Origin of the sequence: Massilia sp. CMS3.1 (assembly GCF_051262535.1) — a bacterium.
Taxonomy (GTDB): domain Bacteria; phylum Pseudomonadota; class Gammaproteobacteria; order Burkholderiales; family Burkholderiaceae_D; genus Telluria.
Genome location: NZ_JBIMES010000007.1, coordinates 284,779 through 299,880, shown reverse-complemented (window position 1 = coordinate 299,880; position 15,102 = coordinate 284,779). Strand labels below are relative to the sequence as shown.

Annotated in this window: 17 protein-coding genes and 2 pseudogenes; 11 read left to right on the top strand and 8 right to left on the bottom strand. The window is 61.3% G+C overall.

Annotated elements, in window-relative coordinates:
* Positions 1-344: 344 nt before the first annotated feature.
* The 3 genes and pseudogenes from ACHAC9_RS13995 to ACHAC9_RS13985 all read right to left on the bottom strand — a co-directional run.
* Positions 345-1,727 (bottom strand): serine hydrolase domain-containing protein, encoded by a 1,383-nt coding sequence (locus tag ACHAC9_RS13995; protein ID WP_435760609.1) that lies wholly within the window; start codon positions 1,725-1,727, stop codon positions 345-347.
* Positions 1,728-1,829: 102 nt separating this feature from the next.
* Positions 1,830-2,345 (bottom strand): MarR family winged helix-turn-helix transcriptional regulator, encoded by a 516-nt coding sequence (locus ACHAC9_RS13990; RefSeq protein WP_435760608.1) that lies wholly within the window; start codon positions 2,343-2,345, stop codon positions 1,830-1,832.
* A gap of 974 nt (positions 2,346-3,319) precedes the next feature.
* Positions 3,320-3,517: pseudogene (locus ACHAC9_RS13985) on the bottom strand (IS5/IS1182 family transposase); the annotation flags it as partial.
* Between the two features lie 283 nt (positions 3,518-3,800).
* On the opposite strand from ACHAC9_RS13985, the gene ACHAC9_RS13980 reads away from it, so the two are divergent.
* The 4 genes and pseudogenes from ACHAC9_RS13980 to ACHAC9_RS13965 all read left to right on the top strand — a co-directional run bounded on the left by ACHAC9_RS13980 (position 3,801) and on the right by ACHAC9_RS13965 (position 6,566).
* Positions 3,801-4,316, top strand: a complete 516-nt coding sequence (locus ACHAC9_RS13980) for a hypothetical protein (protein ID WP_435760607.1) — start codon at positions 3,801-3,803, stop codon at positions 4,314-4,316.
* Positions 4,317-4,592: 276 nt separating this feature from the next.
* Positions 4,593-5,374 (top strand): annotated as a pseudogene (locus tag ACHAC9_RS13975) (IS5 family transposase).
* Between the two features lie 282 nt (positions 5,375-5,656).
* Positions 5,657-5,926: a hypothetical protein gene (locus tag ACHAC9_RS13970; RefSeq protein ID WP_435760606.1), complete on the top strand. Its 270-nt coding sequence runs from the start codon at positions 5,657-5,659 to the stop codon at positions 5,924-5,926.
* Positions 5,927-6,026: 100 nt separating this feature from the next.
* Positions 6,027-6,566 carry a hypothetical protein gene (locus tag ACHAC9_RS13965; RefSeq protein WP_435760605.1) on the top strand — a complete coding sequence of 180 codons (540 nt, stop codon included), beginning with the start codon at positions 6,027-6,029 and terminating at the stop codon, positions 6,564-6,566.
* Positions 6,567-6,569: 3 nt separating this feature from the next.
* Here the strand turns inward: ACHAC9_RS13965 and ACHAC9_RS13960 are convergent, their stop codons facing one another.
* Both ACHAC9_RS13960 and ACHAC9_RS13955 read right to left on the bottom strand, forming a co-directional pair.
* A complete protein-coding gene (locus ACHAC9_RS13960; protein ID WP_435760604.1) occupies positions 6,570-7,691 on the bottom strand; it encodes a type IV pilus twitching motility protein PilT in 1,122 nt (373 codons plus the stop codon).
* 111 nt (positions 7,692-7,802) lie between these two features.
* Positions 7,803-8,276, bottom strand: coding sequence for a DMT family transporter (locus tag ACHAC9_RS13955; protein WP_435760603.1), 474 nt, complete (start codon positions 8,274-8,276; stop codon positions 7,803-7,805).
* 224 nt (positions 8,277-8,500) lie between these two features.
* Here ACHAC9_RS13955 and ACHAC9_RS13950 point away from each other — a divergent pair, with 224 nt between their 5' ends.
* The gene (locus tag ACHAC9_RS13950; protein ID WP_435760602.1) at positions 8,501-9,277 is read left to right on the top strand and encodes a head GIN domain-containing protein; all 777 of its coding nucleotides are present in this window, start codon (positions 8,501-8,503) and stop codon (positions 9,275-9,277) included.
* 13 nt (positions 9,278-9,290) lie between these two features.
* On the opposite strand, the gene ACHAC9_RS13945 is transcribed toward ACHAC9_RS13950, so the two are convergent.
* The 3 genes from ACHAC9_RS13945 to purU are packed head-to-tail and all read right to left on the bottom strand — an operon-like array spanning position 9,291 to position 11,231.
* Positions 9,291-9,758 carry a copper chaperone PCu(A)C gene (locus tag ACHAC9_RS13945; RefSeq protein WP_435760601.1) on the bottom strand — a complete coding sequence of 156 codons (468 nt, stop codon included), beginning with the start codon at positions 9,756-9,758 and terminating at the stop codon, positions 9,291-9,293.
* Between the two features lie 35 nt (positions 9,759-9,793).
* Positions 9,794-10,339 (bottom strand): YaeQ family protein, encoded by a 546-nt coding sequence (locus ACHAC9_RS13940; protein WP_435760600.1) that lies wholly within the window; start codon positions 10,337-10,339, stop codon positions 9,794-9,796.
* 22 nt (positions 10,340-10,361) lie between these two features.
* A complete protein-coding gene (purU, locus tag ACHAC9_RS13935) occupies positions 10,362-11,231 on the bottom strand; it encodes a formyltetrahydrofolate deformylase (RefSeq protein WP_435760599.1) in 870 nt (289 codons plus the stop codon).
* 141 nt (positions 11,232-11,372) lie between these two features.
* Here purU and ACHAC9_RS13930 point away from each other — a divergent pair, with 141 nt between their 5' ends.
* From ACHAC9_RS13930 to ACHAC9_RS13905, 6 genes are all read left to right on the top strand, one after another.
* A complete protein-coding gene (locus ACHAC9_RS13930) occupies positions 11,373-12,398 on the top strand; it encodes an NADP-dependent oxidoreductase (protein WP_435760598.1) in 1,026 nt (341 codons plus the stop codon).
* Positions 12,399-12,505: 107 nt separating this feature from the next.
* Positions 12,506-13,051: a hemerythrin domain-containing protein gene (locus ACHAC9_RS13925; RefSeq protein ID WP_435760597.1), complete on the top strand. Its 546-nt coding sequence runs from the start codon at positions 12,506-12,508 to the stop codon at positions 13,049-13,051.
* A gap of 113 nt (positions 13,052-13,164) precedes the next feature.
* The gene (locus ACHAC9_RS13920; protein ID WP_435760596.1) at positions 13,165-13,533 is read left to right on the top strand and encodes a KGG domain-containing protein; all 369 of its coding nucleotides are present in this window, start codon (positions 13,165-13,167) and stop codon (positions 13,531-13,533) included.
* Positions 13,534-13,597: 64 nt separating this feature from the next.
* The gene (locus tag ACHAC9_RS13915; protein ID WP_435760595.1) at positions 13,598-14,128 is read left to right on the top strand and encodes a YgjP-like metallopeptidase domain-containing protein; all 531 of its coding nucleotides are present in this window, start codon (positions 13,598-13,600) and stop codon (positions 14,126-14,128) included.
* Between the two features lie 112 nt (positions 14,129-14,240).
* Positions 14,241-14,594, top strand: coding sequence for an ArsR/SmtB family transcription factor (locus tag ACHAC9_RS13910; protein ID WP_435760594.1), 354 nt, complete (start codon positions 14,241-14,243; stop codon positions 14,592-14,594).
* Positions 14,595-14,619: 25 nt separating this feature from the next.
* A complete protein-coding gene (locus tag ACHAC9_RS13905; protein ID WP_435760593.1) occupies positions 14,620-15,099 on the top strand; it encodes an arsenate reductase ArsC in 480 nt (159 codons plus the stop codon).
* Positions 15,100-15,102: the final 3 nt, after the last annotated feature.

Sequence of the window (15,102 nt, the reverse complement as noted above, 5' to 3'; positions counted from 1 at the left end):
GTTAAGGACCGAGTTCATTTTCGTCGGACCATATGCCTCATATGAGGCGCAAACGCCCCATCCACTGTAGGGAGCGGTCGATGTATGTTGAAGGTCTGCTTCGGGTCGGTTGCGGTCCTTCGCTGGTAGACTGCTACCGGCCAAAAGCGGACATAAGGTAGTGAAATACCTGGATCCGTCGAAAATGGTCTGGCCGGTAGTCGGCGACGCCAAAACACAGCTGCCAAAGATAAAGGAACCGGGCTTTGGCGAGCCGGTGCTGATCGGGAAGTGAATGCGGCCAAGGCGGCATTGAACCGCCATCCCCTCTGAGTCGCGCCCCCCGCAGCATCGGCGCGCGCGTGTCACCACAGACCAGATACGCGGGTGTAGCTCTTCGAGGACGATCCCATCACTGTGTGGCCGCTGTCGGCATCGATGGGATGTATTTCCAGGTTGCGCGACAGGACAAACAGCAGCTTGTCGGACTGCGCATACAGCGGTTCCCACTGGCCAGGACGCAGTGCGATCATTAACTGGCCATCGCGTTCGGCGACATGGAAGTCGCCCAGGCCCGAGATTTTATACTGGCCGACCAGTTCCTTGCGGGCCTCGGGCGTGAGGGTCACCGTTGTACGTACCACGGTCTGGTTTCCGGCCCACTTGTATTCGTGGGCGATGGCGCGTAGCAGCCCGAAAGCCAGCTCGCCGCCATTATCGCCATTTGTCAGAATCACTGCGCCGTCACCATTCTCAACGAATGCGACCAGCGCGGACTTGAAGCCCATATTGCTGCCGCCATGGCCGAATGCCTTGCCCTTGTCCTGTAGTTGCAAGCCCAGCGCATAGTCGTTCAACAGCGGCGTCAGCATGGTGCGCGTCATCGTCGGCGACAACACGCCGGTGTCGCGTCCCGCTGCCCCTTGCTGGATGGCGATCGCGAACTTTGCCAGGTCAAGCGGGGTCGACCACAAACCGGCGGCAGCCTGCTCGGGATAGGTAATGGCACCGCCGGGGAAGGCATTGCCTTGCCGGTCGTGCGGGAGCGCCGCCTTGGCCGCCAAGGCGGCAGGCAGCGGTTGCGCAAAGGTACTGGCCGTCATGCCGAGGGGGGCCAGCACCAGGTCGCGCATCAGCGCATCAAAGGGCTGGCCGGCCCGGTCGGTCATCGCTTGCTGGAGCACTACATAGCCGCCGCCCGAATAGCGCCAGGCCGAACCCGGCGCGGCATCGACCCGGATCGGCGGGGTGTTGGTGGGGCCTTTGCCATCGAGTAGCTGGACCAGCGAAGGTACCGGCTTCCCGGCGGCATAGCCGGGAAAGCCGGAAACGCTCATGCCGCCGGTGTGCGACAGCAATTGACGCACGCTCGGCCTGCCTGCACCGGCGGGCAGCTTCCATCCGGTGAGGGCGGTGTCGACAGGCGCATCGAGATCGAGCTTGCCTTGCTCCACCATGCGCAGTGCCGCCATGGCGGCAACTGGCTTGCTGACCGAGGCAGCCTGGAACAGGGTTTCCGGCGTGACAGCCGGTCCACCAACCCAGGCGACGCCATAGCCTTGCGTCCACGCTACTTTGCCACCTCGAATCACGGCGACGCTCAAGCCCGGCACCTTCAGGCGCGCCATCGCGTCCTGCAGCTTTTCCGTCTTGACCGGCGCATCGGCCAGCGCGACCAGCGGACGCAGGCCAGCCTCGATGCGGGCCATGGCCTCGCGATCGCCGGCAGGCGAGGAAGACGCGACCAAGCGGCCGTCCTCCGCTGCGAACGCAGACAGCGACAATAAGGTACTCACTACGACGACTGAAGCGCACTTCTTTTTGCTTGACATACCTGCCTCCAAGTTGGACTACTGATCGTTTGATAGCTGTGTGAAAAGTTCGTCTGCCGGCCCGTCGTCACGCTGGCCCGGCAAGTTTGCGTCGCGTATGCGCGCGCCGAAGGGGCGTTTCTCGAGCGCGGCGATCGCTTGGTCAAGGCAGGTGGACAGCGGAAACGCCAGGTCTGCGTCAAGGCTGTCGGCTGCGGCCTTGGTCGCCTGCCAGCACACCCGCAGGCGCGGCAGCAAGGCTTTGCCGCCGGCGCTGAGACCGACCATGCGCTGCCTGCCGTCTTCACCGCTTGCGGCGATCGTCAACAGGCCCTTCCTCACCATTAAGGCCACAGTCTGGGTGGCGGCGGGCTGCGTGAGGCCGCCCAGCGCTGCCAACTCTCCAATCGTCGCACTCTCCTGCTCGGCGAGAACACGCATCACCGGCGTATAGCGCGGCCGATAATCCAGCCCCGCTTCCACGTAAGCCTGCTCGACTGCTCCGTCAAGCACTTCAATTAGATGCCGTAACTGCGTGCCAAGTCTTTTTTTCATGAAAGAAGTATAGCATTTATTACATAAGCGCTTATATATATAATTACTAATTGAACATGTTCGTGTTTGATTGATTGCTTGCTGACCACGCCCTCTACAATGTGGCGGAAGGGGACGCTAAGAGAAGGGCAAGAGACGGGCAAGCGAAAATATTCGGAAACTACTGAATTCTGAGATAGATTGCCACGTCCGCTCTGGGTCGGTTGCGGTCCTTCACTGGTAGATTGCTCCCGGCCAGGAGCGGACCTGGCGACTGGACATTGACTATGAATGGAAAGTGCATTTGAATCTTTCGATCGGTAAGTGCCTGGGTGCCGCATGCCTGATAGCTCCTCTGATAGCTCCTGTGTGGCTTTACTTTAAATGGACGAATTCTCTAGACGATTTCTATCGGCAGCAGCTACCAGCTGAAGTTGAGGTCGCGGACCTTGTCTACGTTGATAGTGGAATTCGAGGTAGTTGCGGAGCGGCGATCTTCGATCTGGCTCCGCGATCAAAGGCACGGCTCAGCATGCTAGGAGGAGGCGCTCTTGCGGAAACAGTCCCCAAGTACGCGTTCGACACCGGGCCAGGGATATCAAGAAGCTGGAAGGAAACTCCATACATTTATAGTGATAACGAGTCGCCCAGCGAAAACTATTGGGCGATTACCCTCAGCTGCACATGGCTGGGAAAGGAAGCTCAGGACAAGATCAATGGTGCATTGAGTAAACCAGGCTCGTTTTTCCGGCGTTCTAAGGAGGGCGTCATTCTCGTCGTCCCATCAGCTGGCATGGTTGCATATCTCTTCTTCGACTAGCAATCGGTAACGGTCGATAGCGATTCATGCGAATGCGTCAAAGGTTGAAATTAGGCGCGTGGCTCGTCGACTTTGGGTCGTAAGGGGACGCTACAATATGTCCGCTATCGGTCCAGCCCGTGTAAAAACTCAAAATTAAGAACTGCCAGCCAAATTGTACGGGCCAGGGCTAACTGAGCAGCACTGCCGGATGGTAAGCCAGCCGGCCCGTTTTCGCCGGTTGCACTCGCTCGAAGCCCAAGCGGGCAAGGTCTAGCTCTTCGACAAATACATCGACTACACGAACCGGGTTATCTTTGGCAACGTAATCATCCAGAAGCTCAGGCAGTAGCGTGCCCTGTCCGCGGTCCTCGCCCTCGATAAAGCGCTTCATTTGGCACCTGTATCGATGAGATACTGGCTTAACGTTTACCGGACTGGATTCGTTTACACGGCCCTACGTTTTTACACAGCCTGGGTTGGTAGCGGACGCTACCGAAGGTCCGCATTTGGCCCAGGCTGTGTAAAAACGCAAACCGCGCAGCCAAATTGCGAGGCCTGACCCTCGAGAACGCTCGCTATGGCGTTTTCTCGAGGTCGGGAATGGTAAAGCGACCCCTGAAAACGTCGGGATTTCGCGTTTTTACACAGCCTGGGCCAAAAGCAGACCTTGGTTCATGAAAAGCGTGAACTTATGCGTGCATTCGCTTAGTAAAATAGGCAGTTCCGACGTTACCGATCCGCTGGTCAAGAAAGACTCGATGTACAACCTCCATACGTTGAAGAAAGCCGTGCTGTTCTTGCTGACTCTAATCGGTGGCGGGACTGTATTATTCTCGGCGGGAGCGGCTGCCCTTGACATCGCGCGCAATCACTCCCCGGATAGTCTCGTAGAGTTGATTTCACCCGATCATCGCTATCGTATCGTCATAACCGAAGAACTTGCAGGTTTCCCAGGATCATCGTGCATCAAACAGGTCTACGTTTTACCTGCCGACGATACGTTCGATCGAAACGACGAAGACAATGAAGTATTTGTGGGAGGTTGCCAAGGTTTGACTGCCGTACGGTGGAACGGCGACCGGATACAAGGGACAGTTGCTCTAAAGGCCGCCGTTGAAGGTGTGAGTGTCGTGAGACTGAAAGGGTTTGCAGCGAAAGGTAAAGTCCAGTTGATCTGGTCTGCGCGTTGAACCTGACGGCACGTCCTTGGGGGACTTTGGGTCGTAAGCAAACGCTACACTAGGTCCGCAATCGGCCCAGGCTGTGTAAAAACGCGAAATCGCGACGTTTTCAGGGGTCGCTTTACTATTCCCAACGTCGAGAAAACGCCATAGCGAGCGTTCTCGAGAGTCAGGCATCGCAAGTTGGCTGCGCGATTTGCGTTTTTACACAGCCTGGGTCGCTAGCGGTCGTTCGCAAGGCTCCGCGTTAGGATGGCAAGTCCGTTCTTTAGCTGGACTGATGCCATGGTAAAAGCACTCCTGCCTGACGAGCCGTGGTCCCTTATAACAGCTCAGCTTCCCATACATGTCCCCTCTTCAAAAGGCGGACGGCCACGCATCAATGACCGAGCGACCCTGCTCGAGAGTCTGTTTGTGCTGAGGGCTGGAATACCTCGGGAATATCTGCCGCGTGAGCTTGGGTGCGGTAGCGGCATGATCTGTTGACGTCGGCTACATGTATGGATGCAGGCCGGCGTCTGGCAGAACCTCCACGAGGCAATCATACGGCGGCTCCGCGAATACGACCAAATCATGTGGGAGCGGGCGAGCATTGACGCTACGAGCGTGCCGTCGCCATCCGGCGGCGAGCATACCGGCGGGAATCCAACTGACCATGGCAAGCTCGGCTGCAAGCATCACGTGTTGGTTGACCAACGTGGGTTGCCTTTATTCGCCCGCATCTCGGGGGCAAGTGCACGATTCGCGTCTGCTCATTCCATTAGTTGAGGCAATTCCAGCCGTCAAAGGATTGTCGGATCAGGCTCGCAAACGTCCGGGAAAGCTGCACGCCGATCGAGCCTATGCTTCGCGGGCACATCGAACCTGGTTGCGCCAGAAAGGGATCGCAGCACGGATCGCGCGCTACGGCGTGAGTCACGTGAGAGGCTCGGCCGATGCGATGGGTCGTTGAGCGCACCCTGCGGTGGCTCCGTCGATGTCCCAGGCTGCGCATCCGCCACGAGCGTCGAGCCGACATCCACCAGGCCTACTTCACGCTGGCCTGCTCTCTCATCTGCTGGAGATAGGTCGAGAGGTTTTGTCAGACGCTCTCAAGCGCACCTGAGGATTATTCCTTTGACAGGTTGAACGTCATTCCGCCGGCAGTCTGTTGCAGCCCGACCACGCTTTGTTATCTGTCTCACTACGAAGCAGTAATTCTTGGTCGCTCGGCGCACGCACAGGTGAGCGCACGAGTTATTCTGAGGCAACTTTGCGTCATCCGGGGAATTTCAGCCTGCGCGAACGACCTACAACTCTTTTGTTCTGAGCTGTAAATACCTACCCATCCTGCGCTGCCTCAGCCAATTATGACTACGCCTCACAAGCTCCACCAAACGCTTCCGATGTTGGCCGCATCGCCGAACAAAGATGAAGTCGACAAACGGGCTCGACTCGTCAAGCGGTATAACTGCCTGGTGGGCAAGCCTGGCAAGATAACATGCACGATCCAGAAGCAGTTTTTGATGGGATTCATGAACAAGCATGAAGTTGAGTCATTGCGCAGTGTTTACGAGTGTGTGATCGCCGCGATGGAGTCGGCCATTCGCCTTCACAGTACTGACAGCGCGCAGCAATAACACTTCATTAAAACTGCCCTACATAAATTTCCTTATTGGCAACAGATACGGTACACTTTTCGTTTAACGAAGCTGTGCAACCGGATAAAAAGGGAAACGTATGAAGTTTGCAGTCCAAGCCGTACTGGGCCTATCGCTGGTGTTTGCAGGACCCGCATTTGCCGCTGTCACGGCGCCCGCAGCACAGGCCGCGCTACCCAATCCCGCACACGTCAAAGCCGTGCAGGATCTGCTGAGCGTCATGCAGCTTGAACATGGTGTGCGCGGTGTCGCCGCCCGCAGTGGTTACCAGAGCGCCGGGCAGCGGCAGGCGGTGTTCGCCAAGCTCGACAAAACGCCGCCTGCGGAGATTCATCGGCGTCTGGCGCCACCGCTGGCACGCGTCATTTCCGCCGATACCGCGATCGAGATGACCCGCTTCTATCACACCCCCTACGGCAAGCAGCTCATCGACAAGAAGTACAACAGCGGCGCGCAGGTCATGATGCCGGGCATGAGGACGGCAGTTCCGGCGGAAGAAAGGAAAGAACGCAAGCGCGCGGCCTATGTCCTGGCCAGCAAGGAACTCGCGGATGCCGAACCGATGATCCAGCACGAAGCGTTCAAGCTTGTGCAACTGATTAGCAAAGAGAAGCGCTAAAGGCTAGACCAGGTCGGCGAACCCGACGCGGTCGGTCGTCGCCGCGCGCGCGTCCTCGATGCCGATCTTGTGGCCAGAGAGCAGGCGCTCGAGCGAGGCGTTCATCGTGTGGCAGCCGGGATCGCGCCCGCTGTTCATGTGTTCGCGCAGCGCGCCCAGTTCGCCCTCCTCGATCAGGCGCACCACCGCCGGGCCGGGCGTGAGGCATTCGGTGGCCAGGTAATAGCGGTTGCCCTCGATCGAGGGCAGCAGCGCCTGGCACAGCACGCCACGCAAGGCATGCGCCAGCGCTTGCGCCTGGGCGTCCGAGTTGCCGAGCAGGCGCAGCATCTTTTGCAGTCCCATCTCGGTCGAGCGCGCATGCAGGGTCGCCAGCACCAGCGGACCGGATTCGGCCAGGGCCAATGCTTCCTGGGCCGTCTGGGCGTCGCGAATTTCTCCGATCACGATCACGTCCGGCCGTTCGCGCAAGGCATCCAGGGCGCCCAAATAATAGCTTTCGACGTCGCCGTCGATGCCCACTTCGCGCTGGGTGATGATGCATTTGCGCTGAGGGATCAGGGTCTCGACCGGGTCTTCGATGGTAATGATGTGGCCCGAGCGGCGCTTGTTGATTTCGTCCAGCATCGAGGCGATCGTGGTCGACTTGCCCTGGCAGGTGTCGCCAATAATGAGCACCAGGCCGCTGGTGAGGCGCGCGAATTCCTGGGCATCGAGGTCCAGGCCGAGTTCGGCGAGCGGCAGCGGCTCTTTCGGGAAGCGCCGGATCACGCAGCCCAGGCGCTTCCTGGCCTGGAAAGTAAAACAGTTGGCGCGGATGCGCGCCGTGTGCAGGTCGATCGAGCGGTCAAAAGCGCGGTCGACGATGCGCTCGGCCCAGTTCGGCTCGATGACTTCGAAGAATTCTTCCAGTTCCTCGCGCGTGATCGGCGAGTCCGTGACCGCCACCAGGCCCTTCGGCTGGCGCAGCATCAGCGGGCTGTTCTGGTGGATGATGATGTCGGAAAACACCAGGCGGGAATTCAGCAGGTGCAGAATCTGCTCGACCAGGGTCCCGAAGACCGGATGGTCTTCGTTTTCGACATACGACAGCGTGGGGATTTGCGAGGACTGGTGAAATTCCATCTGGGCGTGGTTCTCTGGCTAATTGAGGTGTCGTTCAGACAATGCCGACCATTATAGAACCATGCCAACTAGAAATTGCAGCTGCTAAAGAGAAATTCTTTTGAGCCTGTTTTAACGTCCCAATGCCGCCACAATCCGGTCGCCGAAAAGGGTCAGCGCGACACCGGCCACCACCACCAGCGCGCCGGCCATGCGGATCGGCGAGACCACCCGCGCCGCCATCTGCACCAGGCCGAAATGATCGATCGCCATCGACATGATCAGCTGGCCGGCAATCACCAGCACCACCAGGTTCAACAGGCCAATGCGCGGCGCCAGGAACACCGTGCCGAAGACGAAGGCTGCGCCCAGCATGCCGCCGGTCAGTTTCCACAGCGGCTGCTGGGGCAACAGCGCCAGCGACTCGGCCACGCCGCCACGGGCAAAGGCCGCAATGCCGAGCACGACCGTGCCAACGGAAAACGAGATCAGCGCCGCCACCACCGAATTGGCGTGCAGCGCACCGGCGAGCTGGCTGTTGACGGCCGCCTGGACCGAAATGAAAATACCGACGCAAAAGGCCAGGACAAACAGAGCCGCATTCATAATAACTTCCTTAACACGCGTTGCCGCAACAAAAAGGGCAAGATTGTAGTGGAAGTGGGCGAGACGTGCACCGGACCGGCGCGGATCGGCACATCGCGAGCTCGGCCCTTCAAACAGCTCCCTGCGCAGTCTGGTGGCGTTCCCGCGCAGTCTGTCGCATTCCTGGCGCAGCGGGGCAGGCAGCCGGCTAGAGTGGCAGCATCGACAACCGTGAGGACACCATCATGAACCAGGCTTATTTCACCTTCGCCCGCCGCACCCTGCTGGCCGCCTGCATCGCCGGCAGCCTGGCCGCCACCACCCACGTCGCGGCCGCTCCCTGGGACTGGGGTGGCGAGCAGGTGCAAGGCAGCGGGCGCATCGTCAAGCAGGTGCGCCAGGTCGGCAATTTCAACGGCCTGTCGCTGGGACTGGCGGGGCATGTCGAACTGCGCATCGGCAACACCGAGGGCGTCACGATCGAAGCGGACGACAACCTGCTGCCGCTGATCGAGACCGTGGTCGAGGATGGCATGCTGAAGATCCGTGCAAATCGTCGCAACCTGAACCTGAAATCGGCATCGATCCGCGTCGTCGTGCAGGCGCGTTCGATCGAGCGCCTGGCCCTGGGCGGCTCGGGCAGCATCGACGCCGATGCCCTGCGCGCACGCAAGCTCGACATCGACCTGGGCGGCTCGGGTTCGATCAAGCTGAAAGGCGTCGAGAGCGACGCGATGGCGGTCTCCCTGGGGGGCAGCGGCGACCTGCAAGCCGCGCGCGGCACGATCGGCGAGCTCACGGTCTCGATCGGCGGTTCGGGCGACGTCGACCTGGGCCGGGTGCAGGCGAACAGCGCCAGCGTGACGATCGCCGGTTCGGGCGAAGCCACGGTCTGGCCGCGCAATGCACTGAGCGCGACGATCGCGGGCTCGGGAGATGTGAATTATTACGGCGACCCGCAGGTGAGCAAATCGACGATCGGATCAGGCGGTGTACGGCGCATGGGGGCGTCGCCGAAGTAGGTCCGCGTTGCGATCAATGATGCCCGTGCGCCGTTCCCGCCTGCGGTGCCACATACGTCAACGGCCGCACTTGCGCCTCGACCGTCACGCTGCTGCTCTTTTTCGCCGCATCCTGCACCACCAGCGTCACCGGCACGGTCTCGCCTTCCTTCAGCTGGCGCTTCAGGTCGAACAACATCACGTGGTAGCCGCCCGAGGCCAGGTTGACCGGCTTCCCGGCCGGCAGCGCGATGGCGTCGACCTGGCGCATGCGCATCGTGTTGTTCTCCATGCCCATCTCATGCAGCTCGGCGCGGCCGGCGGCCGGGGTGCTGACGCCGACCAGGCGCGCATCCGACGTCGACTGCACGCGCATGAAGGCGCCGGACGCCTTCTGGTTCGGTACGGTGGCGCGCACCCAGGGGTCCAGCACGGTCACTTGCGCCAGCGCACTGGTGGAAAACAGGCCGGCGGCCAGCAGGACGGACAGGGTACGGATCATGGTCAGCTCGATTCGAATAGGTGAAAACTGGGTTCTCAGGATGCCGCGGCCTTGAAGCTTTCGCGCTCGACCAGCACCGTGTCGACGCTGTCGGTCAGCCACAGCTGCCCGTCCTGGATCGTGCACTGGAGCTGCATCGAACGCTTGGCGAGCCCGACCAAAGCGGCGCTGGTCTCGGCCGGGATGTTGATGACGGTGAGATTGCGCGCGCGCTCGAGCTTGTTGGCAAGACCTTTCCACCAGATGTGGCTGGTCGCGCTGTAGCAGTAGACATAGACGTGCTCGGCACGTCCGCAGGCTTTCAACAAACGCTTCTCGTCCGGCTGGCCGACTTCGATCCAGGTGTCGATGGCGCCCGTCAAATCTTTCTGCCACAGGTCCGGCTCGTCCGTGTCGAACAGGCCCTTGGTGAAGGCCAGCGATTCGTTCGCGTGCAGGGCGAATGCAAGCACGCGGATCATCACGCGCTCGTCGGTTTCGGACGGATGACGGGCAATCGTCAGCCCATGCTCCGCGTAATAGTTGCGGTCCATGTCCGCGATCTGGATGTCTGCTTTATAGATCGTTGCTTTGAGGGCCATTGCTGCTTTACGTTATCTTTAATTATTTGAAGACGACCGTACGGTCGCCGTTTTGCAAAATGCGGTGTTCCACGAACCATTTCACCGCGCGCGCCAGCACCACGCATTCGACGTCGCGTCCGATCGCGGTGAGCTCCTCGATCGTCATCGCATGGTCGACCCGCTCGACATCCTGTTCGATGATCGGCCCCTCGTCGAGCTCGCCCGTCACGAAATGCGCCGTCGCGCCGATCAGCTTGACGCCGCGCGTGTGGGCCTGCGCATACGGCCGCGCGCCCTTGAAGCTCGGCAGGAACGAGTGGTGGATATTGATCGCCCTGCCCTGCAATGCATTACATAGCCCGGGCGACAGGATCTGCATGTAGCGCGCCAGCACCACCAGGTCGACCTTGTGCATGTCGAGCAGTTCGATGATGCGCGCTTCCTGCGTCAGCCTGGCCTCGTTGCTCGCGCCCGTTGCCAGCGGCAAGTGGTGAAACGGGATATTGTAACTTGCCGCGAGCTGGTAGAACTCCATATGGTTCGAGACGATCGCCGGAATCTCGACCGGCAGCAGCCCGCTCTTGTAGCGAAACAGCAGGTCGTTCAGGCAGTGCCCGATCTTCGAAACCATGATCAGCACGCGCGGCTTGGCAGCCGCATCGTGCAGCTGGCCGCGCATCGCGTTCGCTTCGCACAAGGTGGCAAAGGCGCCGCGCAGGTCGGCCTCCAGTACCGCGCTGTCTTCCAGCGCGAAGTGCACGCGCATGAAGAACAATTGCGACTCCGGGTCGCCGAACTGGGCCGAATCGATGATGTTGCAGCCGTGCTCGGCCAGGAAACCGGCCACGCGCAGCACGATGCCGCGCTGGTCGTGGCAGGACAGGGTCAGGATGTATTCCGGATGCGTCATGGTGGCGGCGTGCTGGTTGAAGATGGCTCTAGCATTGTCGCACGGCTTGCAAAAACAGCCATAAAAAACATGGGACAGAAAAACGCACGACCGTCCGTTTTTAGGTATAGTTGGCAGTTCAACCAACACAGGGAGACACCCATGACCCAAGCCACCAACGACCAATTCCTGCTCGGCGCACGCCCTGTCGGCATGCCCAAGGACAGCGACTGGCAGCGCGCCACGCCGGCCCTTGCCGAGCTCGCCGACGGCGAAGTGCGCGTCAAGATCCTCTACATTTCGCTCGACCCGGCCATGCGCGGCTGGATGAACGATGCCCGCTCCTATGTGCGACCGGTGGCCATCGGCGAAGTCATGCGCGCAGGCGGCGTCGGCGTGGTGGTCGAGTCGAAGTCGCCGAAGTTTGCTGCGGGGGACCACGTGATGGGCGTGACGGGCGTGCAGCGCTACTGGACGGGGCCTGCCGACGACAAGGGCGCGATGCTGGCGAAAATCGATCCGAACCTGGCGCCCCTGCCGACCTGGCTCAACGCACTCGGCATGCCGGGCATGACGGCATACTTCGGATTGACCGAGGTCGGCCAGCCGAAGGCGGGCGAGACGGTCGTGGTGTCGGGCGCGGCCGGCGCGGTCGGGATGACCGTGGGACAGGTAGCAAAACAATTGGGCTGCCGCGTGGTTGGCATTGCCGGCGGCGAGGAGAAATGCCGCTTCGTGGTCGAGGAACTCGGTTTCGACGCCTGCATCGACTACAAGGCCGGTCCGGTGCAGGCCGGGCTGAAGCAACATTGCCCGCAGGGCGTGGACGTCTATTTCGACAACGTCGGCGGCGACATCCTCGACGCGGTGCTTACCCGCATCAGCATGAAGGCGCGCATCGTCATCTGCGGCGCGATCTCGCAGTACAACGCCACCGAAGCGGTCAAGGGCCCATCGAACTACATGGCGCTGCTGGTGAACCGCGCACGCATGGAAGGCATGCTTGTAACCGACTACGCGGCCCGCTATCCTGAAGGCGTGGCGACGCTGGCGCGCTGGATGAAGGAAGGCAGTTTCAAGAGCCGCGAACATATTGTCGAGGGCTTCGAGACCTTCCCGTCCACGCTGCTGATGCTGTTCAAGGGCGAAAACCTCGGCAAGCTGGTACTCAAGGTGGCCGAGGCCTGAGAAACTTTTGCAAGCACGCTTGCGCCAATCGCTGGCGCAGGCGCTTCGCCTGAACTCCATCGGTCCTGCGGCGTCTACTGAGACTAACTGTTTTCGTCGAGGACCCCATGTCTGCCCATTTCCCTTCCCTACCCCAGGACGCGCTTGCGCTGCTGCGCGCCGATCACGAGCAGGTGCGCCTGCTGTTCGCACAATACGCGAGCCTGCGCGCCCTGGAAGACGCGGAGGAAATGATGGCCGAACTGGTCGACGATCTCTGCGACGCGCTCATCGTTCACACGATGATCGAGGAAGAACTGTTCTACCCGGCCCTGCGCGCGGCGCTTGGGGACGACGAGTTGTTCGATGACGCCGAGCTCGAGCATGCGGGCGCGCGCGAACTGGTCAGCCAGCTCGAAGTCATGTACCCGGGCGACGAGCATTTCGACGCCACGCTGGCAGTGCTGTTCGAAGAGGTCGCGCACCATATCGCGCAGGAAGAAAGCGAGATGTTCGCGGCAGCGCGCACCTCGGGCGTCGACCTGGTCGCACTCGGACACCGGCTGGCGCTGCGGCGCGCCGAGCTCGAGGACGACATGAGCGCACCGCCGGCCTTCGACGGGGCGCCGGTGCCGCACGACGGCAGCCGCAGGCCGCCACGCGCGCCGGATTGATTCGACTGCACGCACAAGCAGATGGAACTAACACAGGAGTGGTGTCTCTAACCGGACGAGCGCAGCAATGTGCGTTCACTTCCTCTTCACTGCAGGGCAACCAGGAGAACGACATGGCGACAAGCAAGGAGAGCGGCAAGAGCGCAGGCAGCTCCAGCGGCAGCGCGCAAAAGAGCAGTGGTGGCAACGGCGCGCCGGCCAAGCGCGGCTTCGCGGCGATGGACCAGAACCAGCAACGCGAGATCGCCAGCAAGGGTGGCCAGGCCGCCCACCAGAAAGGCACGGCGCACGAATTCGACTCCGAGGAAGCGCGCCGCGCGGGGCAGAAAGGCGGGGAGGCAGTCAGCCGCAACCGTGCACACATGGCCGATATCGGCCGCAAGTGGGGCGAGAGCCGGCAGTCGGCCAGCCGGGCTGCGGCAAGCGCCGCCGCCGCCGCGCCAGCCAAGGGGGGCAATCGCCAGGGAGGCAAGGAAAGCTGATGCACCGTGATGGCGGCGCCCGGGCAGCTGCAGGGGCGCCGCCCCTGTGGTACATTCCCGCTCCATGTCCGAACTCCGCTACCTCACCGCCTATCCCGACCAGTTGCGCCAGCAGGCCGCCTCCCTGATCCAGGAGGGACGCCTGGGCGCCCTGCTGCGCTCGCGCTATCCACGTCCGCACGGCCTGCGCACCGACCGCGCCCTCTACGACTACGTGCAGGACCTGAAGGACGACTACCTGCGCAACGCCGAGCCGGTCGCGAAAGTCGCCTACGACAGCAAGATCCACGTGGTGCAGCACGCCCTCGGCCTGCACACCGCGATCTCGCGCGTCCAGGGCAGCCGTCTGAAGGCCAAGCACGAAATCCGGATTGCCAGTGTGTTTCGCGACGCCCCGCTGGAATTCTTGCGCATGATCGCCGTACACGAACTGGCGCACCTGAAGGAAAAGGGGCACGACAAGGCGTTCTATAAATTGTGCTGCTGGATGGAGCCGCAATACCACCAGTTCGAACTCGATTTGCGGCTCTACCTCACGCATATGGAGCAGAGCGGCGAGAAGCTGTGGATGACGCCTCTCGAGGGAGCCGACTAAGGCTGCGTAATAAGCATTCTCGGCGCAACTCCGCGCAATGTTTCGACAATCGTTGAATTATCGTAGCAACCACGCTATGATGCCTCAATTCTTCCACATCACAGGGTAAGCCATGGAGACCAAATCGGCCCTGAAAGCCCTTGCCGCGCTGGCACAGGAAAGCCGGCTGGCCGTGTTCCGGCTGCTGGTACAGGCCGGCCCGGCTGGAATGGCCGCGACCAGGATTGCCGAGCATCTCGCCATTGCGCCCTCTTCGCTCTCGTTCCACCTGAAAGAACTGTCGCATGCCGATCTGCTGAGCGCAAGGCAGGACGGGCGCTTCCTCATCTATTCGGCGAACGTCGACGCAATGAACGCCCTGGTGGGCTTCCTCACCGAAAACTGTTGCGGCGGCGTTCCCTGCGGCGCCCCGGTCATCGACGCCTGCGCAGCACCAGGCGAACCCGCCGGCACACGTCCGGCCTGACTTCCTCCACGATCTTGACCCCACTATGAACATCCTGTTTCTCTGCACCGGCAACTCCTGCCGCTCCGTTCTTTCCGAAGGCAGCTTCAACCACCTGGCGCCGGAAGGCATGCGTGCGATCAGCGCCGGCAGCCAGCCCACCGGCTGGTTGCATCCGCGCGCCATTGCCCTGCTTCACCGCAAGGGCATCTCGACCGAGGGTTACTACAGCAAGTCGTGGGATGCGCTGCCACTGGTGCCGGACATCGTCGTCACCGTCTGCGGCAGCGCCGCCGGCGAGACCTGCCCGGCCTATCTGGGGAAGGTAACGCGCACCCACTGGGGTCTGAAAGACCCGAGCCATGTGGTCGGCACGGAGGAAGAGATTGAAGCGGCATTCGAGCGCACCTATGACATCATCCTCGCGCGTACGCAAGCCTTCCTGGCGCTGCCATTGGAAGAGCTGAAAGCCGACAAGGACCGGCTCAAGGCCGAGCTCGACCGCATCGGCAGGCTGCTGCCGTAATCA